The sequence below is a fragment of the Candidatus Propionivibrio aalborgensis genome, from assembly GCF_900089945.1.
In the GTDB taxonomy this organism is placed as follows: Bacteria; Pseudomonadota; Gammaproteobacteria; order Burkholderiales; family Rhodocyclaceae; genus Propionivibrio; species Propionivibrio aalborgensis.
Map to the genome: position 1 here is coordinate 1 of NZ_FLQY01000382.1, position 23,476 is coordinate 23,476.

The window sequence follows — 23,476 nt, forward strand, 5'->3', positions numbered from 1 at the left end:
CCACCGCGGCCCAGGTCGGAGTTAACAGCGGAATCGCCGATGGCGATTGCCGTGAGGGGTGGGAAATGACCCGCAGGTCATCACCTCCCGCCCCTCTATTCCCGCATCGAGTCATTGAGTTGGCGGCGATATGCATCTGCTGATTTGTACGATAATGGTAAACAATTCTTCTCCGTGCAGTCCGGAAGGTTTTCACCATGCCCCGTTCAATCCGTCGGATCGTCATTTCGGGAGTTACCCGCGGCCTCGGCCGGGCCATGCTGGATGAGTTCGTTTCGCTCGGCCACACTGTTGCCGGTTGTGGTCGTTCGGAAGCGGCAATCGATGACCTCCGCTTGAAGTTTGCAGCGCCGCACCGCTTTGCGACGGTGGACGTTGCCGACGATTTTCAGGTGGGGCAATGGGCGCGTCATGTGTTGACGACAATGGGGCCGCCCGACATCCTGATCAATAACGCCGCGCTGACGAACAAGCCGGCGCCGTTATGGGAGGTATCCGCGGCGGAATTCGACGCACTCATCGACGTGAACGTCAAAGGAGTGGCCAATATGTTGCGTCATTTCGTTCCGGCGATGATCGCCGGGGGACGTGGCGTGATCGTCAATTTCAGCTCCGGCTGGGGTCGCAGCACCGCGCCTGACGTAGCTCCATACTGCGCCAGCAAGTGGGCCATCGAAGGCCTGACGGGTTCGCTGGCCCAGGAGTTGCCCGAAGGGATGGCGGCCGTCACGATGAATCCGGGAATCATCGATACCGACATGCTGCGGCTGTCCTTTGGTGAAACCGCCGGCGGATACGAAGCGCCCTCCGCCTGGGCCGAGCGCGCGGTCCCGCTCTTGTTGAAGCTGGGGCCGAAGAACAACGGCAAGGCGCTGAACATTCCCTAGCCGCCTGCCGTCGGCACATCGATGGCGAAGCGCGGTCGTTCAAGCGTCGCCGTGCGGCGACGGAGGCGATTTCAGCGTTTGCTGTTACAAAATCGCACAAGGAATGCCGGGCGGGAGCAGGGGTGCCACTTGCTATAATTGCGTCTTTTACCCAATACACGGTTCCCCATGCTCAAGTTTCGATCGCTGCTTATTGCCCTTCTCGTTTCTTTCCTCGTCCCGTCGCTGGCCCTGGCCCAGCAAATGCCCACGCCGCCGGCTCTGGCCGCCAAATCCTGGCTGCTCCTCGAACTCGAATCGGGGCAGGAGCTGGCATCGCAGGCGCCCGACGAGCGCATCGAGCCGGCTTCCCTGACCAAGCTGATGACGGCTTATCTCACTTTTGCGGCACTCAAGCAGGGGACGATCAAGCTCGACCAGATGGTTACGGTTTCCGAGAACGCCTGGAAGTCGCAAGGCTCGCGCATGTTCATCCAGGTCGATACGCAGGTGGAAATCGAGGACCTGATCAAGGGAATGATCGTGCAGTCCGGCAACGATGCCTGCGTTGCGCTGGCCGAAGCCATCTCCGGCAGCGAGGACAACTTCGCGCAGATGATGAACCGGGAGGCGCAGCGCCTTGGCATGAAGGCGTCGAGTTTCCGCAATTCGGCGGGCATGCCCGACCCCCAGCACTACACCACGGCGCGCGATCTGGCGATCCTGGCGGGAGCGCTGATCCGGGATTTCCCGGACGAGTACGCCAAGTACTACTCGCTGAAGGAATTCCGCTACAACAAGATTACCCAGCCCAATCGCAATCGTCTGCTCTGGCTTGATCCGACGGTCGATGGCGTGAAAACCGGGCACACCGACGGGGCAGGGTACTGCCTGATTTCTTCGGCCAAGCGCGGCCCGCGCCGTTTGCTGTCGATTGTTCTGGGTACGAAATCAGACGGTGTGCGCACTCAGGAGTCGCTCAAGCTGCTCAACTTCGGCTTCCAGTTCTATGACGCCGTACAACTCTATGCGAAGAATCAGGCCGTATCCGACCTCAAGGTCTGGAAGGGTTCGGAAAAGACCGTCAAGGCCGGCTTCACCCACGACTTCATTCTCGCCGTGCCCAAAGGTTCCGGGCCGCGCGTGAAGGCCGAACTGGTTTCGCAGCAGCCGCTGATCGCGCCGGTGACGCAAGGTCAGGTGGTCGGGACGATGAAGGTCAGTATCGATGGCTCACCGATTGGCGATTACCCCGTGGTGGCCATTGAGGGAGTGCCGGCCGCCGGTATATTCGGGCGGGCTTTCGACACCATGCGTTTGTGGTTTAACTGACGTGACGGGGAAGACCGCCTATCTGAACGGCCGGTATCTGCCGCTCGCGGAGGCGAAGATCTCGCCGCTCGATCGCGGCTTCCTGTTCGGAGATGGCGCGTACGAGGTCGTCCCGGTCTATTCGCGCCGCCCGTTTCGCCTTGACGAACACCTGCGCCGCCTGCAAACGACGCTCGACGGTATTCGCCTGCCCAACCCGCACAATGCCGAGGAGTGGAAGGCGATCGTTTTGCACGTCATTGCAGAGGCCGATTTCGCGGATCAGTCGGTCTATATCGAAGTGACGCGCGGCGCGGACAGCAAGCGCGATCAGGCTTTTCCGATTGGTGTCGCACCGACGATATTCGTCTTTACCTCACCGCTGATTACGCCCACGCTTGAGCAGCGCGAAAGCGGCATTGCCGTAATCAGCGCCGTCGACATCCGCTGGGGGCGTTGCGACCTCAAGACCGTGGCCTTGCTGGCCAACGTGCTGATGCGTCAGCTTGCCGTCGACGCCGGATGCGCCGAGACCATCATGCTGCGCGACGGTTATCTGACCGAAGGCGCGGCGTCCAATATCTTCGTGGTGCAGGATGGCGTCATCCTGGCGCCGCCGAAGGATTACCGCATGCTGTCCGGCATCACCTACGACGTGGTGCTGGAACTAGCTGCGCAGCACGGTATGCCACATCAGGTTCGTCCGATCGCCGAGGCCGAATTGCGTTCTGCTGACGAATTGTGGATGACGTCTTCGACCAAGGAAGTGCTGGCGATCACCACGCTCGACGGCCAGCCCGTCGGCAAGGGCACCGGAGCAGGGAAACCGGGCCCGATATTGCGCCGGATGTACGACTGGTACTGCGCGTTTCACGATGAAGTGAGCAGGCGTGCCGATGCCTGATTCGGCGCAATCGCCGGAAACCCTGCTCGTATTTCCCTGCGCTTTCCCGGTCAAGATCATGGGCCTGACCAATGACGCGCTGGCACAGTCGGTGCTCGATGTGGTTCTGCGTCATGCCCCTGACTACGATGCGGCTTGCATGGAGATGCGTGCATCGAGTGGCGGCAAGTACGTCAGCCTCACCTGTACCATCAACGCGACCTCACGATCCCAGCTCGACGCGCTCTATCGTGAACTTACCGGCCACCCTCTGGTTAAGGTGGTGCTTTGAATACTGCGCCTGCTGTCCGCTGGCTCGGGCGCGTGGCGTACCAACCGACTTGGCAGGCGATGGTGGATTTCACGGCCGCCCGGAACGCCGAAACGGCGGATGAGTTGTGGGTTTGCGAGCACCCGCCGGTCTATACGCTGGGGCAGGCCGGCAAGCCGGAGCACCTGCTGACCGACATCGGTATTCCGCTGATCAAGATTGACCGCGGCGGGCAGATCACCTACCACGGCCCCGGACAGGTGGTGATCTATCTGCTGCTTGATCTGACGCGGCGCGGCCTCAAGGTGCGTGAGCTGGTCAGGCGTATCGAGCAGGCGGTTATCGATCTGCTGGCCGGGCAGGGTGTAGCGGCAACGCGGCTGAGCGGCGCGCCAGGTGTGTATATTGTTCAAGGTGACGCGGTGGCCAAGATCGGCGCACTAGGGCTGCGCGTCAGACGGGGTGGCTGCTATCATGGTGTCAGTCTGAATGTCGACATGGATCTGTCGCCTTTTGCCGCGATCAACCCCTGTGGTCTGGCCGGCATGGCGGTGACCCAGACTCGTGATCTGGGAATCGCGTTGTCGCCGCTGCAAGTGGCTGAATCGCTGGTCAATCACCTGAACAGACAACTGGAGCGAGCATGAGCGAGCAGCAGAGTGACCAGAATGATGATCAAAGCAGTGAGCGAGTGAGCCCGGCGTCCCCCCGGATCGCTGGCGTCAAGGAGCGTGGCGAACTGAAAACGGCGCGAATTCCGATCAAGGTTGTCGCCGCCATCGAGCCGTTGCGCAAACCCCCCTGGATTCGCGTCAAGGCTGGAAATGAAATCGGACGCTTCGGTGAGATCAAGAAGATGTTGCGCGAGCAGAAGCTGCACACCGTCTGTGAGGAAGCCGCCTGCCCGAACATCGGCGAGTGTTTTGGACGCGGCACCGCCACCTTCATGATCCTCGGCGACATCTGCACGCGTCGTTGCCCCTTCTGCGATGTGGGCCACGGCAAGCCATTGCCGCCCGACCCGAACGAGCCGGCCAGCCTGGCTGACAGCGTGGCCAGTCTCAAACTGCGCTACGTGGTGATCACCAGTGTCGACCGCGATGACCTGCGTGACGGCGGAGCCGGGCACTTCGTCAACGTGATCGCCGCGGTGCGCGAAAAATCACCGGCGACAATCATCGAAACGCTGGTGCCGGACTTCCGCGGGCGCTTGGAAATTGCGATCGACGTGCTCGGCCGGTCGCTGCCCGACGTGCTCAATCACAACATGGAAACCGTGCCGCGCCTCTACCGGCAGGCGCGCCCCGGTGCCGATTATGCGCATTCACTGGCCTTCATGCAGCAGTTCAAGGCGCGCTATCCGCAGGTGCCCACCAAGTCTGGCCTGATGGTAGGGCTGGGCGAGACCGACGATGAAATCATCAGTGTGCTGCGCGACCTGCGCGCCAACGGCGTCGAAATGCTGACCATCGGCCAATACCTCGCGCCCTCTGCCCATCATTTGCCGGTGATGCGCTACGTCCATCCGGATACCTTTGCGATGTACGAACACGAAGCTGTGGCCATGGGGTTTACGGGCGCCGCGTGCGGTCCGATGGTGCGTTCAAGTTACTGGGCGGATCAGCAGGCACACAGCGCCGGCGTCGCCTGAGCGGCCCGCCGAGGCGGCTCTCGAAAAACAAGGGTTGAACAGGCCCGGTTAGCGATCCGACTAGCGAATCGCCTTGGCAATGTCGGCGCTCACCCGTACGAGTGCCCGGCTTTGCGCGGCGACCAGCGGCTCGAAGCCGGCCCCGGAAACCGGCTCATGCACCAGAGTACGTCCGCTCTTCTGGTTTGAACCGGGGTCTGCGCTGGGGCGAGGGGTGGATTTTGCACTGGTGGTCATGCCGGGTGTTGCCTTGCTCGCAGCAGGCAGAATTGTCCATAACACGTCAAGCTCGACCGCATCACCGAGCTTGGCATCGAACGACTGGACATCGATCAGCACCTGATAATCCGCATTCGTCTGTATGCTTTGTGCGTAACTCCACACGCGTGCCGTGCCCAGGTCGTGCGCCAGATTGACCGCGATCACGCGCCCGATGTCGCCTTTGAGCGAGCCCGCCCAACGGTGATACTCGGACATGCTCACCTGGTTGTTTCCGCTCTGCACCACCAGAAGCGGCTGATCGAGCGAATCCGGCAGGCTTACCGGTCCGACGATCACACTGGTGCCGCTGCTGGTTGCCGCTGCCGAGGGGAGTGGCGCCGCACTCAAGGTGTAGTAAGACGTTTTCGGCGTACTGCTGCACGCACTCAGCAGAACCGCCAGAAATACAAAGGTTGAAAGTGATCTCATGGCTTTTGCTCCTCTGGCGGCTTGCCGAATATCAGGGATTGCGGCTGCTGATCGAGCATATCGGTCAAGGCTTTGATCGATGCCGCAGCTCGCGTCAGTTCGCGCAGGGTTTCGCGCAGATCGATCAGTACGGGCGAATCGCTGGCCATTACGTTTTCGGCGCTCTTCAACGCACGCCTCGATTCAACCAGGGTCTGGTTGAATTCAGGTATGGTTTCGGCATCGAGGCGTTTAACGAGTTTGTCGGTGTCAGCCATCAGGCGATCCATTTTCTTGATCACGCTGGCAATCGTCTTTTCGATTTCGTCGAATTCGCCCGGAATCGCCGGGATGACAAGCGGGAACCGTGTGGTATCCAAAGTGACTTTCGGTGCGTCATGGAAGAAATCGACGCCGATATATTTCTGTCCCGTCAATAAGTTGCCGCTCCGCAATTGCGCGCGAAAACCCTTCGCAACAAACAGTTGGGCTCGCTTTATGCGCTGCGCGTTCGTTTTGGGTGGCGGCAGCGAGGCACCGCCGGTCTGTGAGCGCGCCCGCAGGCGATCGGGGTAAAGAAGAATCTCGACCGGTTGCACGAAATCAAAGGTTTTTGGATCAAACTCGGTATCGATGCGGACGACCTCGCCGATATCGACGCCACGAAATTCAACGGGCGCGCCAACCGACAAGCCGCGGACGGATTGCTTGAAATTGATCACAAAGCGTTCGACGTGTGCGTCCGCGCGTTTCATCGCCGCCTCACGCGTCAGGAACAAGGGAAACACGGTGTCGGCTTCCGCACGATCAGCAGGCGGCCCTTCTGCAGGCGTTGATGAGGCGATCGTTGTCGGCTCATTTACGATATCAATAACCGCCCCATCCGACGACTGGGGCGCCTCAAAAGCGATGCCGCCAATCAGGATTGACACTAAAGATTCCGTTTGCACCTGAATGCCGGCAGCACTGAGCGATACATCAACACCGCTGGCGTTCCAGAAGCGGGTATTGCTCGTCACATACTTATCATAAGGCGCATGCACAAACACACGGATCGACACCCCTTTGCCGTTTTTATCCAGATCGTAAGCTACGACCTCGCCGACCGTCAGCCGACGGAAATAAACGGGTACGCCGATCTCATGCGATCCCAGATCGGACGCGCGCAAGATAAACTCGCGTCCGGGCGTATCCCCGGTCACAATTGGCGGTACGTCCAAGGCCACGAACTCTTTTCGCTTGCTTGTCGCCTTGCCAACATCCACTGCGATAAAGGGACCAGCCAGCAAAGTCCCCAGGCCTGTCACCCCACTTGCTGTGATGCGTGGCCGAACGATCCAGAAACGCGTGTCGTCGAGCAGGAAATCGCCAGCATCCTTGTCCAACTGAACCGTGGCAATCACCGCTTGATGATCGGCGGACAAGGCCACGGCTTTGACGACACCCACATCCACATCTTTGTACTTCACATGGGTTTTTCCTGCCTCGAGGCCATCGCCCGTCTTGAAGGTAATAGTGATGGTTGGACCCCGCTCCATAACGACCTTGACCGCCAAGCCAAGTCCTACCAGAACGGCCAGAATTGGAATGATCCAGATGAATTGCGGTGCCCAGCGTCGCTTGTGCTGGGCTACGGCCGTGGGCAAATTCGGCAGATCGGGATCGCGCCGCGAGTCAGTCATTCTTATTCTCCAGATTGTTCGTTTTTCCTGCCGAGTCTTTTCCTGCTGTATCCCAAATCAGCCGAGGATCGAAACTCTCGGCGGCAAACATCGTCAGCACCACCACCGCACCGAAGGCGATGGCGCCCGACCCGGCGCGAATCGACATCAGGCTACCGAACTGTACCAACGCCGTGAGCATGGACGCGACATAGACATCGATCATTGACCAGCGCCCGACGGCTTCCAGAATACGGTACAGACGCGTTCGCTCACGCGGCGCAAAAGGCGAATGCCGTTGAACGGAAACCAGCAGGTACGTCAAGGAAACCAGTTTGGCCGCCGGGATCGCAATACTGGCAATGAACAGGATGATCGCCAACGGCTCCGAACCCGAGGTCCACAAGTAGATCACGCCGCTCAGGATCGTATCGTCTTCGGTGCCGAAGAGCGAGCCGGTTTCCATCACCGGCAACACGTTGGCCGGAATGATCAGCACATAGGCAGCAATCAGCAGAGCCCAGGCGCGTGACAGGCTGTCCGGTTTGCGAAAATGCAGATGCGCGCCACAACGCACGCAATTCAGGCCATGTGCTTCCGGTGACGCCTGATGGGCCATGCCACAGGTATGGCAAGCGACGACGCCCGCGTCAATACCGGTCATCGCGGCCGTGGCGGAAACAGTCGCACTCATCGCAAGGAATCCACGCGCGCCCAGAAACTCCGCGAATCGAAGCCGGCGGAAGCCGCCGCGATGGCTATCATCAACAGCACAAATGACCACAGCGCAATGCCGGGAACCACGGAAGCCATCGCGGCCAGCTTGCTGATCGTCACCAGAATGCCCAGCATGAACACCTCGATCATGCCCCAGGGCTGGGCCGTATGCAGCAGCCTGAATACCAGCGGAATGCCGCGTACCGTACGCCCCAACCTGAGCGGCAAGAGCAAATAGATGAACGCCGCAATTTCCAGCGCAGGCATCAGGAAGGCGGTAATGAACACGAGCAGCGCAACACTGAACATCTCGTCGTCGTATAGCACCTGCACCATGCCGAGCAGGGTCGTCGATGAAGTCAGTCCCTGCGAATTCATGCTCACGATCGGGAAGGCATTGGCGATGACGAAGAGCGCCGCCGCGGTGAGCGAGAAAACCAGGCTGCGCTCCAGGCCTTCCGGCATGTTGCGGTACAGATTGCAGCCGCAACGCGAGCAACGCGCAACACCCCCGGCCTCAAGCGGCACTTCGCGCAGGAGCAGATCGCATTCGTGGCAGACAACCAGTGCTTCTGATGACATCGAAATTACCTGTTCATGTCGCATGCTCGAGCCGTGGGTTCAAGCAAGCAAAACCTGTGCTGCATATGCAAGGGCACTCCGCTTGGCGCTTGCCCCATCGAAGCGTTGAGCGGATGAATTGGCGTCGATCAGTACCGTCTGGCGCGTCGGTTGCCTACCGCGCCGGGTTGGTTGACTCCGGGATCACGCCCAACGCCGACATTGCCCGCCGCACCGGGTTGATTGACGCCGGGGTCTACCGCACCGACCCCGGGAGCGCCGACGCCTGGCCTTCCGACATTGCCTGCCGCACCAGGCTGGTTGATTCCGGGATCGACTACCCCAACTCCGGGAGCGCCAACGCCCGCTACTCCACCCACGGCGCCAGGCTGATTCACACCGCGATCTCTGGCGCTCGAAATCGCAGGTAACGCGATAAGCGTCGTCCCCAAGGCCAAGGCCACCCCCCATTTTGTCGCTGTACATGTCGTTGCTGATTTCATCTTGGCCTCCATCCATTCCGGTTGTTGGGTAAAGCAGAACAGGCGATCACCGCACGCCCTTCAAACGATCAAGTCTGACAAATCGTTTAGCGCCAGCCGACTCCGCGTCTGCCGACGCCGACGCCATGGAAACCGACGCCCACACCGCCACCCGGTCCAATCCAGTCGATGAACAAGGCCGTTGCGCCACCAGACGAAGGCACCTTGCCTTCGAGCAGTTTGTAGTTATAGACCAGATCACGCCCTTCAACGACAGGCTTGCTGATTTCGATCACCGTAAGCGTGTTTGCTTCCTTGTCTGCCTCATACACCGACAACGTGGCGTTGGGCGGATCCTTGCTGAAATTGTTGGGGCCGGATGCCGCCGTCCACTCCTTCAGATAGTCCGGCATCGAAATGTGCCCGGCGATGCGCTCCGGTCGGTCGGAGAAATAAATCGTCTGCGGCGCAACATTGACCAAGCGCAGCGTTTTGGCGTCCGCTTTGATGCTTTCGGCGCTTTGTACGAACATCAGCTGGACCTTGTTTTCCGCAGCACTCGCCGGGTTGAGGAGCGCACCCAGCGGGGTAGCGGCTGCAGCCAGCGCGACGGCTGCCATGAATTTGCGTCGTGTCTTCATCTGTCTTCCTTTCTAGCCAAGAATATGAACTGGAGACGGCAATCAGCGCGTCGGTGCAGCTCGCACGCCTTACTGAGTTATTTGACTGAGGATCTTCTTTTTGGCCGTTTCGTAGTCGCTCGCGCTGATCAGTCCCTGGTCGTACAGCGATTGCAGTTCCTTGAGCCGTTGTTGCGGCGTCTTGGGTGGGTTCGCCGCCTGTGCCGCACTGGCTTCCGCTCGATTCGCGGCTGCCGCAGCCTGGTTGGCGGCGGCGGCAGATTCGTTCGCTGCAGCCTGCGCCGATGACGCTGCCGCGGCTTGCTGAGAGGCCATCGCGCTCTCGGTTACTACCGCAGCGGTGGTGGCTGCCCCGGCAACGAACACTGTCCGCCTTGCGGCACGCCGCCAGACGCCGAAGATCGCCCAAGCTGGCTGCGTGCACACCAGTAGCGCCAGCCCGCCCAGCAGTTTCCGCCGTGAAAGGCTCTTGCCCATTTCCGTTTGCTTCATTTCTACTCTCCTTTACCGGTCGGCCTGACTACTTGCTTCGCGTATACCGCAGTTCCATCATCTTGAACATCTTGTTGCCCAGGCCTTTGCCCCACAGCTCGGTCACATGACCTCCATCAGCGGAGATATTCATCCGCAACTCGAGAGGTGCCGGCTTGCCGGTCAAGGTGTCGGGAACCGACGCCTTCATCGTCGCCGACTTGCCGGAGGCGTCGAACCCCCCCTTGTACCAGGTCATGCCGGTACTGCCGGTGTCCATCCAGGTTGCCTCATATAACTTGGTGACGTTGTCGAAGCCGATGTAGCCAATGCCGCTGAACGCCTCGCCGTCAAGCTTGCCCGCCAGCATCATCTGGATGTAGCGCTTGTCCAATACCCATACGCTGACGCTGGTTGCCGACGATTCGATCGGGGGTTTGGCCGGATCGACCCAGGTGCGGATGGCGACGTCGAAGGTGCCGATCATGGCCTCAAGCCGTTTTTGGCCCTCGCCCGGCATCATTGCCCTCTCAAGCGCCATGCCCACAGCCGTCTCCTTGGACCGGGCGCTTGCCGCAGCCTGGCCGGTGTCTTTGGCGCAGGCGGGGTTAGCCAGACAGAGGGCGGTAGCCAGCAGCCCCCCCGCAAAACAGGACATTTTCATTTTCCAAGTCTCCTTATCAAACCCGTTGGTTACGCGCAAGAACAAGCATCATGCACTGACGTACTTCGCATGCAGAGCGTACCATCCCGACACCCATACGCATTGACAGATTCTGACATGAAATTGACCCCTCGCGACAATCGCCCCGTGAAAAAGACAAGTCGCGGATAAGCCATTCGAGTCTACCCAGCCCGGTGCAACACTCTCGCCAATCTCGGAAAGCGGATGCCTTTATAATCCACATCAAAGCGCTGTAAAGGGCGCCACGGAAAATGAGCGCGTGAGTCAGACTGTTCCGTGATTCGTTTTGTCTTTGTTGCCTTCGCCTGCCCGGAACGGGCCCCTTGAAACCATGAAAAAACTATTTGCCCTGATCCTGAGCTTCGTCGTGCTGCTGACCGGTTGTACGGATCCGCCCAAATTCAAATCAACCGACATCACCGGCTCGGACTGGGGCAAGGACTTCGCGCTCACCGACCACAACGGAACACCTCGCCAACTGGCAGACTTCCGCGGCAAAGTGCTAGTCGTATTCTTCGGCTATACCCAGTGCCCGGATGTTTGTCCAACCACGCTCGCTTCGATGCGGGATGTGCTCGGTCTTCTCGGCGAAGATGCCAAGCGCGTACAGGTTTTGTTCATTACCCTGGATCCGGCGCGTGACAGCTCGGAGTTGCTGGCGCATTACGTACCCGCGTTTCATCCCAGTTTTCTTGGGTTGCGTGGTGACGATGCTGCCACGGCTGCAGTGGCCAAAGAGTTCAAGGTGTTTTACAGCAAGCAGAAGGGCAGCACGCCGGATAATTACAGCGTCGATCACTCGACTGGCAGCTATGTCTTCGACCCCGACGGCAGGTTGAGGCTGCTGTTGCGCCACGGCGAGGCGCCCGAAATCGTCGCCGGCGACCTGAAGCTTTTACTGGCGAACAGCAAAACACCCGCCGTCGTCACCGGTCCGGCTGAGATCAATCTGGAAATCGGTACACCGCCGGTGATGGTCGCACGTCACGCGTTGACTCAGCGATCATCAAGGCTGGTCCGATTCTATGAGGCCGGCATCATCGGACTTGGCAATGATGGAATGGTCAAAATGCGCGACGGAAGTCATTTGACGCTGGTGCAGCGCCAGATTGCGGAGAAGCTGATCGACCAGGAAAACCCGGATCGCAACTCGCTCATTTATGCGCTGGCCGAAGCTCATGGCGGCAAAGCAGTTCAACCCGCTGCCCGAGCGGCCCAGGTAAAACGCTGGAAGGATCAGTTCCACTCAGGGTGGTGGGTTGAGGATGCCAACGGGAACTGGAGCAAGAAGCCCTGATCTGCGCAAGTCCCCCGTTGATTGGCAACATGCTTGGCGCAACGGCGATCCTGACATGGCGACACGCATCTATTTCTCAAAAGGAATATCACATGAAAATTCTTCGATCGATAGTGCTGACGATCCTGCTTGGCGCCGTGTCCGGTGCGGCAATGGCGTCCGATGTTGATGTCAAAGCCATCTGGGTTCGCGGCACGGTTGCCGGCCAGAAGGCTACGGGTGCTTTCATGGAAGTTACGAGCGAATCAGGGGCAACACTCGTTGGTGCGTTCAGTCCGGTCGCAGGACTGACGGAAATACACGAAATGAGAGTGGAGGGCGGCGTCATGAAAATGCGTGCCGTCACGCGCCTGGAGCTGCCTGCCGGCCAGACGGTCAAACTCGCTCCCGGGGGCTATCACGTCATGTTGATGGACCTGAAACAAGCGCTCAAGCCGGGAGAATTCGTACCCTTGTCTCTGACTGTCGAGGGCAAGGGCAAGAAAACGGAAACCATCGAAGTCAAGGGCGAAGTTCGTGACTTGACCGCGATGCCCATGAAGCACTGATCGGGACGCGAGAAAGCGGCTACTGCATCGTGGCCACGCTACGTTGCCGTCGCTGCAGCGTGATTACGGCGGCCAGCAGCACTGCCGTACATACGCCGTGACTGACCACCAGCCACAGATTGAGCCCGCTGCTGACCGACGCCCCACCCAGACCGAATTCAAAAAATAGCAGGGCCAGTACTGCCAGTGCTGAGACCCTCGTAGCCGCATTTCTGAGCGACCGTAGACAGGTCATGCCAAGGAGGAGAACCGCGGCGAGTGCAAGATATCGATGCAGCAGATGAAGTGCCACCCCACCAGCGTCACCCGGCAGAGGGGCGGCGGTCAGCCTGATCCATGGATTCAATGCTGCCCAGCCTTTTGCTGACGGCCACCACACACCATTGCAGTCGGGCAGAGTGGAACAGGCCAGTGCAGCGTAACTGGCGCCCATCCACGCTCCGAGCATGACGGTAAGGGAAAGCGACGCGACGCCCAGACGCAGCAGGATGCCTGCCCGCCCGGCATTCTCCGATTCGGGAGTGGTGTCGGTTGATAAGACCACACGCCAGGAAAGATTCACCAGGAGGAGTCCTCCCATGATGTTGAGAAAGCCGACCAGCGGCAGCCGGGGGTCGGAACTCCAGGGACCCAGGATCGCCAGCAGCAGCATCAGCATCAGGAGCAGCAAGGCCTGCAGGGCAGCGGGCTGAATCGGGTACGGGCGCAGGCAGCGCCAGACAAGAAAGCAGGCCAGCAACAGAGAAGACGAGGCGCCAATGCGGTGCAGTATTCTGACGATTCCGAAGTGGAGCGCCTGCGGTTCGCTCGACAGCGCCTGCGCGTAACATTCCGGCCAGTCGGCACAGCCCAGGCCGGCGCCCTCAAGGCGCATACAGGCACTCACCAGCACTACCATCAGAGTCAACCCGGTCACGCATTGCGCGATAACCCTGATTTGCCGCAAGCGCCCGTCAGCGGAATTCATCAGGCGATAGCGGCCGGTCCGCGCACGACCCGAAGTTCGTGGTTAAGCCAGAGCAGGGCGCCAAAAACGACCATTGAGCCGCCCTGGTGCGCGGTGCCCAGGGCGACGGGAACTGCCAGCAGGAGCGTGGCAATGCCGAGCGATATCTGAATGATCAGGGACACGAGCAAAAATGCGGCAGCCAGCCTCGCTCTGTTTGATACGTTGGCGGCCCAGACCTTCAGAAAAAACCATGGCACCAGGAAAGCCAGCAACCACGCACCCAGACGATGATCGAACTGCACTAGAGCCATGTTGTGGAAGAAGTTGAGGTACCACGGCTCGATGATGAAACTCTCCGGCGGAAGAAAATGACCGTTCATCAGCGGGAAAGTGTTGTAGGCCTTGCCGGCGCGGATGCCCGCAACAAAGCCACCGGTAACGACCGTATAGAAGGCCAGGATGGCCAGCATGATTCCGGTGCGTTGCAGATTTCGCAATGCCTCGCTCGCCGTACTTCGCTGCCGCGCCGTCAGCAGGTCAAGCGCCACCCACATCATCGAGATGAAGATCAGGAAAGCCAGCGACAGATGGGCAGTCAGGCGAAACTGGCTTACCCGAGGATCATCGACCAATCCGCTCTTGACCATGTACCAGCCCATCGCGCCTTGCAAGCCGCCAAGAACGAAAATGCCCAGCAGCTTGGGAACCAGGGGCCGATCGATTTTTCGGCGCAACCAGAAGTAGAGGAAAGGCAAAAGAAAGACAGCCCCGATCAGCCTTCCCAGCACGCGATGCCAGTACTCCCAAAAGAAAATGCCTTTGAACTCGTCAAGTTCCATCTGGTGATTGACTTTCTGATACTCGGGCGTTTTCTTGTATTTCTCGAAGGTTTCATCCCATTCGCTCTGATTCAGCGGCGGAATGACGCCGACGATGGGCTTCCACTCGACGATCGACAGCCCGGAATGGGTGAGCCGCGTAACCCCGCCAACCACAAGAATGGCAAACACCATGGCGCTACAGATAAACAACCAGAGGGCAATCTGTCGCCGGGCGACGCTGTCCATAGTTCAACTCCAGAGAAAAATCGGTAAATGCAGGATTATAGGATCATTCGCCAGCGCGTTGTCCCACACGCTGCTGATTACTAATGGTTTTTCCGGATATTGACGTGGATCAAATCGCCAGATGCCAAAGCAAAGTACTCTTTCCCGGATAGTCTGTGGTCTCGGAGCAAGTAACAGACTTGCTGTTGACAAAAAACCAACCGTGCGCCGAAGGCGCCAATCGTTAAAGAGGGTAGAAACATGGCCGAAAACAACGATGACGATGTCCCGTTCATGCAGAAGCTTCTGGATAACACTTTCCTGCTCCTGTTTCTCGGTGTGGCCTCACCAGGGCTCCTCTACATCTTGTGGGGCATCATCGACATCATGAACGTCCCCTTAGCCAAGTAAGTCGTTCCGTTTTCTCTGGGAGAATCAAATGAGTGCAATTCTGCCGCCGTCGGATCGGCTCTGGTGGAAACAACCCATCGACAAGGTCGAGTGGGCATGGATTGGTATCGCGTTCGTGTGGGGCATGATCATGTTCGTGATGATGGTCTATTGGCATATCTACGGTAAGCAGAACCTGTCGAACGAGGCCTACAAGACCACGCCCGAAATGTTCGCCGCCAAAGCCGAAAAGTTCATCGCTGAAAACACGGTCCGCTCGGAAACGGATCTCAACGGCCAGCAGATTCCGGTCGTCAAGGTACCGGCCGGCGGCGATGGCTTCCTGATCGCCCGTCTCTGGAACTGGTACCCGATTCTTGAGCTGGAAAAGGGCCAGACCTACAAGATTCATCTTTCGTCGATGGACTACAACCACGGTTTCTCGCTACAGCCGGTCAACATCAACATCCAGGTGATTCCGGGTTACGAGCATGTGGTCAAGATGACGCCGACCAAAGAAGGCACCTACGCCATCGTCTGTAACGAATACTGCGGCATTGGTCACCACTCCATGCTTGGCCGCATCTACGTGAAATAAGGGGAGCACCTAGATGGCAACTACTTACCGCACTTGTCCGAGCTCCGGACTGCAATTTGAAAACAACGCGGAAAAACTGATGCGCTGGCACGCCGTAGTCGGCGTGCTCTGGCTGCTGGTTGGCGGCATCACCGCACTGTTCGTGATTCTTACCCGCTGGCCGGCGATCAAGTTGTTGCCCGCAGACCAGTTCTACCTGATTCTTACTGCGCACGGCATCGACATGCTGATCCTGTGGATACTGCATTTCGAGATGGCGGTGCTCTTCTTTGCCTCGTCCACCCTGCTTCGCTGCCGACTGGCGACCCCTAAACTGGCTTGGCTGAGCTTCTGGCTGATGGTCATCGGTGGTGTCGTCTGCAACGTCGCCATTTTCCAGGGCGAGTCGAGCGTAATGTTCACCTCCTATGTGCCGATGCAGGCTGCGCCGCACTTCTACCTTGGCATCATCCTGGTAGCGGTCGGTGCGCTCATCGGCACCGGCATCTTCTTTGCCACGCTGGTCGTCGCCAAGAAGGACAAGACTTACCAGGGTTCGCTGCCATTGGTCACCTTCGGTGCCATGACCGCGGCCGTCATCGCCACTTTCACCATTCTGGCGGGTGCCGGCATTCTGATCCCGACCTTCCTGTGGTCTGTTGGCCTGATCAAGGAAATCGATGCCCAGTTGTACCGCATGGTGTGGTGGGGCCTGGGACACTCCTCGCAGCAGATCAATGTGGCGGCTCACGTCTCCATCTGGTATCTGACGGCGGCCGTGCTTTTCAACGCCAAGCCGCTTTCGGAAAAGGTGTCACGCTTCGCTTTCCTGCTCTACATCCTCTTCCTGCAACTGGCCAGTGCGCACCATTTGCTGTCCGATCCTGGCATGAGTGCAGAATGGAAGGTGCTGAACACGTCCTACTTCATGTACTTTGCGGTCATGGCGTCGATGATCCACGGTTTTACCGTACCTGGCGCCATCGAGGCCGCACAACGCAGAAAGGGCTACACCAACGGCCTCTTCGAGTGGTTGCGCAAGGCACCATGGGGTAACCCGGCCTTCTCGGGCATGTTCATTTCGCTGGTCGGCTTCGGTTTCCTCGGCGGCATTTCCGGCGTGGTGCTGGGCACCGAGCAGATCAACATGCTGATGCACAACACCTTCTACGTTCCAGGTCACTTCCATACCACGGTCGTGGTCGGTACGACGCTGGCCTTCATGTCGATTACCTACATTCTGGTGCCGACGCTGTTCCGGCGCGAAATGATCTGTCCCAAGCTGTGCCAGATTCAGCCGTACCTCTACGGAATCAGCATGTCGGTACTCGGTCTGGTGATGATGGGCGCCGGCACGCTGGGCGTTTCACGGCGTCACTGGGACATGGCATTCTCCGGTGCTCCGTTCCAGTACGAATGGCCAGGTGCGGCCTACCTGATGATGGGCCTGACCGGCATATTCGGTGTCATTGCCGTTCTGGGGGGCGGGCTGTGGATCCTGCTCGTCGTAGGCTCCTTGCTGTTCGGCAAGAAGCTTGATGGCGGCAAGGTTTCAGACAAGCCAACGCCGATCCCGTCGAATACCGAAGCCGCTTCGGCCGTACTGCATACGGACAAGGGTGACCACGTTGCCGTACCTGGCACAGTGGTATTGGCGCTGACGCTGCTGGTTACCTTCGTTCTCTACTACTTTGTTAACTGGAAGTATCTGTCCGAAGTCTGGTTGTTGAGTTAACTTGGGAGAATTTCCCCACGCCCATGGCGTGGGGGCCAACTTCAGTCGGGCTTGACAGTACGGCCCGATTCAAGCAAGTTCCCACCTCGACGAATTTTCTTGAGCACTACTTTGCTTACGCCCATGCAATCAACGCCCTCCGCCAGCCGCGCTGCCGGCATTTCAGTTCGTACCATTCTGGGTGTGTTCAAGTTGCGCATTGGCGTCGTCATTACTTTTACGGCGCTGGCCGGACTGGCCGTCAGCCCCGGCGCCGGACTGAGCTGGTGGCAGATCGTCGTTCTGGCGCTTTCCGTGCTGATATCCTCGGCCAGCGCCGGCGCCTTCAACCAGTATTACGAGCGCGATCTTGACCCCTTGATGGCGCGTACCAGCAAACGTCCTTTCGCGACGGGCGAGATCGGTAGTGGCCCGGTCTGGTTGCTGATCATTGGCGCATTGTCGCTGCTTTCCGTAGGTGCTGCATGGATCGCTCTCAATGCATGGTCCGCCCTGTATGTCTTTCTGGGGGCTTTCTTCTACGCCATCGTTTATACCGTCTGGCTGAAGCGCCACACCTGGCTCAACATTGTCTTTGGAGGCTTGGCGGGTAGCTGGGCGGTGCTCGCTGGTGCTGCGGCGGCTGACCCGAATATCGGCGCAGTCCCGCTTGCTCTGGCTTTCGTGCTGTTTCTGTGGACCCCACCGCATTTCTGGAGTCTTGCCATCGCTTTCCGGGCCGATTACGCTTCGATCGGTGTCCCCATGCTGCCGGTGGTCGTCGGGGACAAACGGGCGGCGAAGGTCATTTTTGTCAGCACCCTGGCGCTGGTGGCTGCGTCACTATTGCCACTGGCATTCGGGCTCGGCGCCATCTACTTTGCCGGCGCCGTTACCGGTGGCCTGCTGTTCATCCAGAAGGCCTGGCTATTGGCTCGGGACACCAACCGGAAAACGGCCATGACCTGTTTCCACGCCTCGCTAATCCAGTTAACGCTGGTGCTCCTCGGTGCAATTATCGACGCCCAGTTTTAGTTTGCGGGCGTTCTCAGTGACTTTCAAGGTTTGCGTCGCGCTCTTTGCGGCCGTATCTGCCTTGGCAGCAGCTCCCCTCGTTGCAGCGGATTCAGGCTCAGCGCCGGAAAACCCCAAGTTGACCGCCCGCCCGCAGGGACTGAATACGGGGTTGGCGATTACCACACTGGATGAGAAGGCGGCCTTTGGTCTCTCGCAAAGCGTGATCGGCAAACCGGTCGGCGACTTCGTTCTGCTCGACCGCTCGGGGAAACCCGTAGAACTCTCACGCTATCGCGGGAAACCGCTGCTGGTCAGCTTCATTTATACGGCCTGCTTCCAGGTCTGCCCGACGACCACCCGCAATCTCCAGAAGGCCGTGCGAAATACGGTCAGCGTTCTCGGAGCTGACCGTTTTAACGTGATCAGCATCGGCTTCAACCAGCCGTTCGACTCCCCACAGGCGCTCAAGGACTTTTCAGCGCAATACGGCATCAATCTTCCCAACTGGGAGTTTTTGAGTCCATCGCCAGCAATACTCGACGAACTCACGCGCAATTTCGGTTTCAGTTACGTCGCTACACCCGCCGGGTTCGACCATCTGAATCAAGTCACCATGGTCGACGCGCAGGGCAAGATCATCCGGCAGGTATACGGCGAGAAGTTTACCGCTGAAGACCTGGCTGAACCGCTCAAAGTGATGATCACCGGTTCGCCCATTCCCCCACAAGTCGGCACCCTGCAGGAGATCATGGCGCGCGTCAGAATCATCTGCTCGGTCTACGATCCGGTGACCGGAAGATACCGCACCAATTATTCCCTCTATTTTCAGATTGCCGGTTTTCTGACTTTCGTGGGGTTCATGATCTACCTGAGCTTCAACTTCTGGAAGAACCGCCGCCGAAGCGAAAAGTAATTCGCTTGGACCCGGCGCCATGGCACGCGCGGTATCTTCCAAGAAATTGACAAGGGTCAAGACGTTTGCTGCCCCAGAAGAATATAATCAACGGCTAATTTTTATGCTTGCCTCCGCGGTACGGAGCACTTTTACGTGAGTTTTCATGCTTCCTTGCGCAATACTGCGCAAACTCTCTTCCAGCGCGCCGAAGAGTTTTTCGATGTGTATTTTGGAGGGAACAACAACCCGCTGCGCCATCTTGGTGCCATGGGCTTGTACTTTCTCTGGATCATTGTCGGGACCGGACTCTATCTCTACACGGTTCTTGACACCAGCATAGACGGCGTCTACAACTCGATCGGCTATCTCTCCAGTGATCAGTGGTATCTCGGGGGTATTCTGCGCAGCCTGCATCGATACGCGTCGGACGCCTTCATTCTGGTCATGGTGCTGCATCTGTTGCGGGAATGGGCGTTCGGACGCTACTACGGTTTCCGCTTCTATTCCTGGATAACAGGGGTGCCCATCCTCTGGCTGAGCTACGTTTCCGGAATCAGTGGTTACTGGATTGTGTGGGATCAGCTTGCACAGTTCTCGGCAACCGCCAGCACCGAACTGCTCGACTGGCTACCCATCTTCAGCGAACCCGCGGCACGCAATTTTCTGTCGCCGGTTTCGCTGAACGACCGATTCTTCACCATGCTGGTCTTCATCCACTTGGGAATTCCGCTCATGCTTATCCTGGGTTTGTGGGCCCATGTTCATCGCATCAGTCGCGTGGATTACCTTCCGTCGCGACAGGTGATGCTGAGCACGTTGGGGGCACTCCTGCTGCTCGCGCTGATCAAACCGGCGCTCAGTGACGCTCCGGCGAATCTGGCAGTGGTCCCCGCGCAACTCCGCCTAGACTGGTTCCTGCTGTTCATCCATCCGCTGACCGACGCCACGTCGCCAGCCATTGTCTGGGTGATGCTGTTCGCTGCCACGATCCTCCTGTTCGTCCTTCCGTTCCTGCCCCACCCAAAGGTCGAGCCCATCGCCGTCGTTGACGCGACCAACTGCAACGGTTGCAGCCGTTGCCTTGCCGACTGCCCCTACGCCGCAATTACAATGGGGCCGCATCCCGATCGGCCGGGTTACAAGTTGGCTATCGTCGCTTCCGAGCTTTGTGCAGGTTGCGGAATCTGTGCAGGCTCATGCCCCTCATCGACTCCTTTTCGCAGGCAGGAGCGCTTGGTGACCGGCATTGACATGCCGCAACAGTCCGTCAACGACTTGCGCCGGCAGCTCGAAGACCATCTGGCCCGACTGGTGGGTCACACCCGGATTGTTGTCTTTGGCTGCAAATGCGGTGCCAACGCCGACGCGCTGGCCGCACCGGATACGGCCGTGATCAGCCTCCTGTGCACGGGCGAACTTTCCCCGGCGTTCGTTGAATATGCACTGCGCGGCGGTGCCGATGGCGTTCTGGTTGCCAGTTGCCGTGATGGCGGCTGCGAGTATCGCCTGGGTGATCGCTGGACAGCCGAACGGCTGAGCGGACGGCGTGAACCTCACTTGCGTAGCAAGGTGCCTATAACCAGAGTGCAGCAGGTGTTTGCCTCGGTCAATGACAACAAAGTGCTGGCCGAGGCCTTGTGTGAATTCAGAGACAGAATTGAAATCCAGAAGGATTTCGACGACCCGTTGCTACCCTATGTTCGGAGAAATACTCATCATGCTTAAGCCCGTGGCCATCGTCGGCCAGATCGTTCTTTATGGCGCATTTGCCGTTTTCATCGGCTATTTTGCGACCTACCCCCTCTATCGGCAGATTCCGGATGACTCGGCGTTGATCAAGCTCTCGATGAGTCACCTGGGCGGCCGCGAATGCCGTAAACGCACCCCGGAAGAACTGGAGAAAATGCCGCCAAATATGCGCGCGCCACTCGATTGTCCAAGGCATCGTTCCGACATCAGTCTGGAAGTCGACCTGGACGGGCAGCCGTTTTTCCGCAGCGTGATGCACCCTACCGGTCTGTCCAAGGACGGCGTCTCGACCATATACAAGCGGTTTGAGGTAAAGGCCGGTTCTTATCAGTTGACGGTGCGGATGAATGACAATCTGATCAATCCCGGTTTCAATCACGTGAAGGACGAGCAAATCACGCTGAAGCCCGCGCAGGTTCTGGTGATTGACTTCAACCCCGACAAGGGCGGCCTCTTTTTCCGGCAGTGAATCATGGCGGACTTGTTCACTATTCGGCGCATCCCTTCCCTACCAGCTGCAGTCTCCTGAGCGGACATCGACAATGGTCAAACTTCTTCAACAACTCGTGCGCTGGATCTTCATGCGCATCGAAAACGTTTTCAATCTTGCGTTTGGCGAAAAGCTGAACCCCTTCTACCACCTTGGCACACTCAGCTTCTGGCAATTCTGGTTATTGGTCGGCTCCGGACTCTACCTGTATATCTTTGCCGATACCGGGATTGATCAGGCCTATTTGTCGGTTGAACGCATCACACACGACCAGTGGTGGGCCGGCGGAATCTTGCGCAGCATCCACCGTTATGCGACTGACGGCATGATTCTCACCATGCTGCTGCACATGCTTCGCCACTTCGCCTATGACCGCTATCGCGGCTTCCGGTCTTTTTCGTGGCTGACCGGCGTCGCCCTGCTGTGGATGGTCTACATTGCCGGCATCAATGGCTTCATGCTCGTCTGGGATAAGCTTGCGCAGTTTGTCGTCATTGCCACCGCCGAATGGTTTGATGCCCTGCCGATGTTCGGCGGCACCCTGATCCGCAACTTCATTTACCTTGAAAACGTGGGCAGCAGGTTATTTACCCTGCTGGCGTTCATGCACATCGGCGTGCCGCTGATTGTGGTGATCATCATGTGGGTTCATGTGCAGCGTGTGCCTCGCGCCCACATCAACCCGCCACGGCCGATTGCGATCGCCATTACCTTGATGTTTGTTGCGCTCGCGCTGGTCAAACCGATCCTGAGCCAGGGTGGCGAAGCCGATATGTCGGTCGTGCCCACCAATATTGAGTTTGACTGGTTCCAGCTGCCCGTTCTGTCCCTGGTCTATGTGTTCGATCCGCTGTATCTGTGGCTCGGTGTCATGGGATTCACCGGCCTGCTCGCGCTTACACCGTGGCTGCCACCCAAGCGGCGCGGAGCGGCGCAGCCTACAACCCGTATTACCTTCCGTCCCGATCATAAGTCGGTGACCGCACGATTTGGCGAAACACTGCTCGACGCCGGGTTGCGACAGGGCATCAACTTGCCATACGAGTGCCGGAACGGCGGCTGCGGCGTGTGCAAGTGCACCGTATTGCAAGGTCAGGTCGATCCCGGCCTGTACCAGCCCAGTGCGCTCTCCGCAGAAGAGCTGTCGCAAGGGAAAGTACTTCTTTGTTCCGCCAGCGCGATCAATGATGTTGAAATCGAGTATGCCGCAAGCACAGTGGAAAAAGCTTTCCGCGAATACGCCGCCCGTGTCGTGAAGCTGGAGAGGCTCACCTACGACGTCATGCGCATTCTCCTCAAGCTGCCTGACGACCAACAGATCGGCTTCAAGGCCGGGCAGTACATCAACATCATTCTCGACGACGGTGAGCGGCGTGCCTTTTCCTTCGCCAATCCGCCTCATGAACCCGAATTCGTCGAGCTTCAGATTCGCCTCGTTGAAGGTGGCCGCTTCACGACCCACGTATTCGAGAAAATGAAGGAGGGCGATGAAATCCGTTTTGAAGGACCGCTCGGCGATTTCGCATTGCGCGAGTCGGAGCGGCCGATTGTCTTCGTGGCCGGTGCAACGGGATTTGCGCCAGTAAAAAGCATGGTCGAGGATGCCTTCAAGCGGGGTTTGACGCGGCCGATCTTCCTCTACTGGGGCGTCAGGCAGTTGCGCGACCTCTACCTGCCGGAACTGCCCAAACGCTGGGCCAGCGAACACGCCAACTTCCACTTCATCCCGGTGCTTTCAGAACCGGCGCAGGAAGACGACTGGCACGGCCGAACCGGCCTCGTCCATGAAGCCATCCTCGCCGACTTTCCCGAGCTCAAGGGGCACGAAATCTATGCCTGCGGTTCGGTAAAGATGGTCGAATCCATCTTTCCTTTCCTCAAGAAGCAGGGTGCGGAGGATGGAGCGTGTTTCTCCGACGCGTTCTCGGTATCGGC

Annotated in this window: 26 protein-coding genes; 16 read left to right on the forward strand and 10 right to left on the reverse strand. The window is 58.7% G+C overall.

What is annotated here, in order from left to right:
* Window positions 1-197 precede the first annotated feature (197 nt).
* The 6 genes from PROAA_RS16820 to lipA all read left to right on the forward strand — a co-directional run bounded on the left by PROAA_RS16820 (window position 198) and on the right by lipA (window position 4,982).
* The gene (locus tag PROAA_RS16820; RefSeq protein ID WP_186412451.1) at window positions 198-887 is read left to right on the forward strand and encodes an SDR family oxidoreductase; all 690 of its coding nucleotides are present in this window, start codon (window positions 198-200) and stop codon (window positions 885-887) included.
* Window positions 888-1,055: 168 nt separating this feature from the next.
* The gene (locus PROAA_RS16825; RefSeq protein WP_186412456.1) at window positions 1,056-2,198 is read left to right on the forward strand and encodes a D-alanyl-D-alanine carboxypeptidase family protein; all 1,143 of its coding nucleotides are present in this window, start codon (window positions 1,056-1,058) and stop codon (window positions 2,196-2,198) included.
* Between the two features lies 1 nt (window position 2,199).
* The gene (locus PROAA_RS16830; protein WP_245664321.1) at window positions 2,200-3,081 is read left to right on the forward strand and encodes a D-amino acid aminotransferase; all 882 of its coding nucleotides are present in this window, start codon (window positions 2,200-2,202) and stop codon (window positions 3,079-3,081) included.
* Complete coding sequence (locus PROAA_RS16835; protein WP_186412458.1) at window positions 3,074-3,352, forward strand: YbeD family protein; 279 nt, start codon at window positions 3,074-3,076, stop codon at window positions 3,350-3,352. Before PROAA_RS16830 ends, PROAA_RS16835 begins: the two co-directional genes overlap by 8 nt.
* The gene (gene lipB, locus PROAA_RS16840; RefSeq protein ID WP_186412459.1) at window positions 3,349-3,978 is read left to right on the forward strand and encodes a lipoyl(octanoyl) transferase LipB; all 630 of its coding nucleotides are present in this window, start codon (window positions 3,349-3,351) and stop codon (window positions 3,976-3,978) included. Before PROAA_RS16835 ends, lipB begins: the two co-directional genes overlap by 4 nt.
* Window positions 3,975-4,982 carry a lipoyl synthase gene (gene lipA, locus PROAA_RS16845; protein WP_186412460.1) on the forward strand — a complete coding sequence of 336 codons (1,008 nt, stop codon included), beginning with the start codon at window positions 3,975-3,977 and terminating at the stop codon, window positions 4,980-4,982. Before lipB ends, lipA begins: the two co-directional genes overlap by 4 nt.
* Before the next feature lie 60 nt (window positions 4,983-5,042).
* Here lipA and PROAA_RS16850 read toward each other — a convergent pair whose 3' ends face one another.
* From PROAA_RS16850 to PROAA_RS16880, 8 genes are all read right to left on the reverse strand, one after another.
* The gene (locus tag PROAA_RS16850; protein ID WP_186412461.1) at window positions 5,043-5,672 is read right to left on the reverse strand and encodes a PqiC family protein; all 630 of its coding nucleotides are present in this window, start codon (window positions 5,670-5,672) and stop codon (window positions 5,043-5,045) included.
* Window positions 5,669-7,333 (reverse strand): PqiB family protein, encoded by a 1,665-nt coding sequence (locus tag PROAA_RS16855; RefSeq protein WP_186412462.1) that lies wholly within the window; start codon window positions 7,331-7,333, stop codon window positions 5,669-5,671. The genes PROAA_RS16850 and PROAA_RS16855 overlap by 4 nt, the downstream gene beginning before the upstream one ends.
* Complete coding sequence (locus PROAA_RS18975) at window positions 7,326-8,006, reverse strand: paraquat-inducible protein A (protein WP_245664322.1); 681 nt, start codon at window positions 8,004-8,006, stop codon at window positions 7,326-7,328. The genes PROAA_RS16855 and PROAA_RS18975 overlap by 8 nt, the downstream gene beginning before the upstream one ends.
* Window positions 8,003-8,611, reverse strand: a complete 609-nt coding sequence (locus PROAA_RS18980; protein WP_222102333.1) for a paraquat-inducible protein A — start codon at window positions 8,609-8,611, stop codon at window positions 8,003-8,005. Before PROAA_RS18980 ends, PROAA_RS18975 begins: the two co-directional genes overlap by 4 nt.
* A 128-nt stretch (window positions 8,612-8,739) precedes the next feature.
* Window positions 8,740-9,093 (reverse strand): hypothetical protein, encoded by a 354-nt coding sequence (locus PROAA_RS16865; protein WP_186412463.1) that lies wholly within the window; start codon window positions 9,091-9,093, stop codon window positions 8,740-8,742.
* Between the two features lie 86 nt (window positions 9,094-9,179).
* The gene (locus PROAA_RS16870) at window positions 9,180-9,713 is read right to left on the reverse strand and encodes a twin-arginine translocation signal domain-containing protein (RefSeq protein ID WP_186412464.1); all 534 of its coding nucleotides are present in this window, start codon (window positions 9,711-9,713) and stop codon (window positions 9,180-9,182) included.
* Between the two features lie 69 nt (window positions 9,714-9,782).
* Window positions 9,783-10,205 (reverse strand): SHOCT domain-containing protein, encoded by a 423-nt coding sequence (locus tag PROAA_RS16875; RefSeq protein WP_186412465.1) that lies wholly within the window; start codon window positions 10,203-10,205, stop codon window positions 9,783-9,785.
* Window positions 10,206-10,233: 28 nt separating this feature from the next.
* Complete coding sequence (locus tag PROAA_RS16880) at window positions 10,234-10,848, reverse strand: DUF1579 family protein (RefSeq protein WP_186412466.1); 615 nt, start codon at window positions 10,846-10,848, stop codon at window positions 10,234-10,236.
* Between the two features lie 352 nt (window positions 10,849-11,200).
* Between PROAA_RS16880 and PROAA_RS19345 the strand changes: the two genes are divergently transcribed.
* Both PROAA_RS19345 and PROAA_RS16890 read left to right on the forward strand, forming a co-directional pair.
* Window positions 11,201-12,166, forward strand: a complete 966-nt coding sequence (locus PROAA_RS19345) for a DUF1318 domain-containing protein (RefSeq protein WP_186412467.1) — start codon at window positions 11,201-11,203, stop codon at window positions 12,164-12,166.
* 92 nt (window positions 12,167-12,258) lie between these two features.
* Entirely contained in the window at window positions 12,259-12,714 is a 456-nt protein-coding gene (locus PROAA_RS16890; RefSeq protein WP_186412468.1) for a copper chaperone PCu(A)C, read from the forward strand.
* Between the two features lie 19 nt (window positions 12,715-12,733).
* Here the strand turns inward: PROAA_RS16890 and PROAA_RS16895 are convergent, their stop codons facing one another.
* Both PROAA_RS16895 and PROAA_RS16900 read right to left on the reverse strand, forming a co-directional pair.
* Window positions 12,734-13,681 carry a COX15/CtaA family protein gene (locus tag PROAA_RS16895; RefSeq protein WP_186412469.1) on the reverse strand — a complete coding sequence of 316 codons (948 nt, stop codon included), beginning with the start codon at window positions 13,679-13,681 and terminating at the stop codon, window positions 12,734-12,736.
* The gene (locus PROAA_RS16900; protein ID WP_186412470.1) at window positions 13,681-14,730 is read right to left on the reverse strand and encodes a COX15/CtaA family protein; all 1,050 of its coding nucleotides are present in this window, start codon (window positions 14,728-14,730) and stop codon (window positions 13,681-13,683) included. The genes PROAA_RS16895 and PROAA_RS16900 overlap by 1 nt, the downstream gene beginning before the upstream one ends.
* A 240-nt stretch (window positions 14,731-14,970) precedes the next feature.
* Between PROAA_RS16900 and PROAA_RS16905 the strand changes: the two genes are divergently transcribed.
* From PROAA_RS16905 to PROAA_RS16940, 8 genes are all read left to right on the forward strand, one after another.
* A complete protein-coding gene (locus PROAA_RS16905) occupies window positions 14,971-15,120 on the forward strand; it encodes a hypothetical protein (protein WP_186412471.1) in 150 nt (49 codons plus the stop codon).
* A gap of 28 nt (window positions 15,121-15,148) precedes the next feature.
* Complete coding sequence (locus PROAA_RS16910; protein ID WP_186412472.1) at window positions 15,149-15,697, forward strand: cupredoxin domain-containing protein; 549 nt, start codon at window positions 15,149-15,151, stop codon at window positions 15,695-15,697.
* 13 nt (window positions 15,698-15,710) lie between these two features.
* Window positions 15,711-17,411, forward strand: coding sequence for a cbb3-type cytochrome c oxidase subunit I (locus PROAA_RS16915; protein WP_186412473.1), 1,701 nt, complete (start codon window positions 15,711-15,713; stop codon window positions 17,409-17,411).
* Between the two features lie 99 nt (window positions 17,412-17,510).
* The gene (gene cyoE / locus PROAA_RS16920; protein WP_222102334.1) at window positions 17,511-18,425 is read left to right on the forward strand and encodes a heme o synthase; all 915 of its coding nucleotides are present in this window, start codon (window positions 17,511-17,513) and stop codon (window positions 18,423-18,425) included.
* A gap of 16 nt (window positions 18,426-18,441) precedes the next feature.
* A complete protein-coding gene (locus PROAA_RS16925) occupies window positions 18,442-19,320 on the forward strand; it encodes an SCO family protein (protein ID WP_186412474.1) in 879 nt (292 codons plus the stop codon).
* Between the two features lie 135 nt (window positions 19,321-19,455).
* Entirely contained in the window at window positions 19,456-21,027 is a 1,572-nt protein-coding gene (locus PROAA_RS16930) for a hydrogenase iron-sulfur subunit (protein WP_186412475.1), read from the forward strand.
* Window positions 21,020-21,520, forward strand: coding sequence for a Rieske (2Fe-2S) protein (locus PROAA_RS16935; protein WP_186412476.1), 501 nt, complete (start codon window positions 21,020-21,022; stop codon window positions 21,518-21,520). The genes PROAA_RS16930 and PROAA_RS16935 overlap by 8 nt, the downstream gene beginning before the upstream one ends.
* Window positions 21,521-21,593: 73 nt before the next feature.
* The coding region (locus PROAA_RS16940; RefSeq protein WP_186412477.1) for a 2Fe-2S iron-sulfur cluster-binding protein at window positions 21,594-23,476 on the forward strand (1,883 nt) is incomplete at its 3' end.

Coding starts and splice junctions, on each gene's coding strand:
- PROAA_RS16865 (WP_186412463.1), bottom strand. CDS start 9,093: ATGAAATCAGCAACGACATGTACAGCGACAAAATGGGGGGTGGCCTTG.
- PROAA_RS18980 (WP_222102333.1), bottom strand. CDS start 8,611: ATGTCATCAGAAGCACTGGTTGTCTGCCACGAATGCGATCTGCTCCTG.
- PROAA_RS16910 (WP_186412472.1), top strand. CDS start 15,149: ATGAGTGCAATTCTGCCGCCGTCGGATCGGCTCTGGTGGAAACAACCC.
- PROAA_RS18975 (WP_245664322.1), bottom strand. CDS start 8,006: ATGAGTGCGACTGTTTCCGCCACGGCCGCGATGACCGGTATTGACGCG.
- PROAA_RS16890 (WP_186412468.1), top strand. CDS start 12,259: ATGAAAATTCTTCGATCGATAGTGCTGACGATCCTGCTTGGCGCCGTG.
- PROAA_RS16935 (WP_186412476.1), top strand. CDS start 21,020: ATGCTTAAGCCCGTGGCCATCGTCGGCCAGATCGTTCTTTATGGCGCA.
- lipA (WP_186412460.1), top strand. CDS start 3,975: ATGAGCGAGCAGCAGAGTGACCAGAATGATGATCAAAGCAGTGAGCGA.
- PROAA_RS19345 (WP_186412467.1), top strand. CDS start 11,201: ATGAAAAAACTATTTGCCCTGATCCTGAGCTTCGTCGTGCTGCTGACC.
- PROAA_RS16915 (WP_186412473.1), top strand. CDS start 15,711: ATGGCAACTACTTACCGCACTTGTCCGAGCTCCGGACTGCAATTTGAA.
- PROAA_RS16820 (WP_186412451.1), top strand. CDS start 198: ATGCCCCGTTCAATCCGTCGGATCGTCATTTCGGGAGTTACCCGCGGC.
- PROAA_RS16905 (WP_186412471.1), top strand. CDS start 14,971: ATGGCCGAAAACAACGATGACGATGTCCCGTTCATGCAGAAGCTTCTG.
- PROAA_RS16900 (WP_186412470.1), bottom strand. CDS start 14,730: ATGGACAGCGTCGCCCGGCGACAGATTGCCCTCTGGTTGTTTATCTGT.
- PROAA_RS16870 (WP_186412464.1), bottom strand. CDS start 9,713: ATGAAGACACGACGCAAATTCATGGCAGCCGTCGCGCTGGCTGCAGCC.
- PROAA_RS16895 (WP_186412469.1), bottom strand. CDS start 13,681: ATGAATTCCGCTGACGGGCGCTTGCGGCAAATCAGGGTTATCGCGCAA.
- PROAA_RS16825 (WP_186412456.1), top strand. CDS start 1,056: ATGCTCAAGTTTCGATCGCTGCTTATTGCCCTTCTCGTTTCTTTCCTC.
- PROAA_RS16835 (WP_186412458.1), top strand. CDS start 3,074: ATGCCTGATTCGGCGCAATCGCCGGAAACCCTGCTCGTATTTCCCTGC.
- PROAA_RS16855 (WP_186412462.1), bottom strand. CDS start 7,333: ATGACTGACTCGCGGCGCGATCCCGATCTGCCGAATTTGCCCACGGCC.
- PROAA_RS16880 (WP_186412466.1), bottom strand. CDS start 10,848: ATGAAAATGTCCTGTTTTGCGGGGGGGCTGCTGGCTACCGCCCTCTGT.
- PROAA_RS16875 (WP_186412465.1), bottom strand. CDS start 10,205: ATGAAGCAAACGGAAATGGGCAAGAGCCTTTCACGGCGGAAACTGCTG.
- PROAA_RS16850 (WP_186412461.1), bottom strand. CDS start 5,672: ATGAGATCACTTTCAACCTTTGTATTTCTGGCGGTTCTGCTGAGTGCG.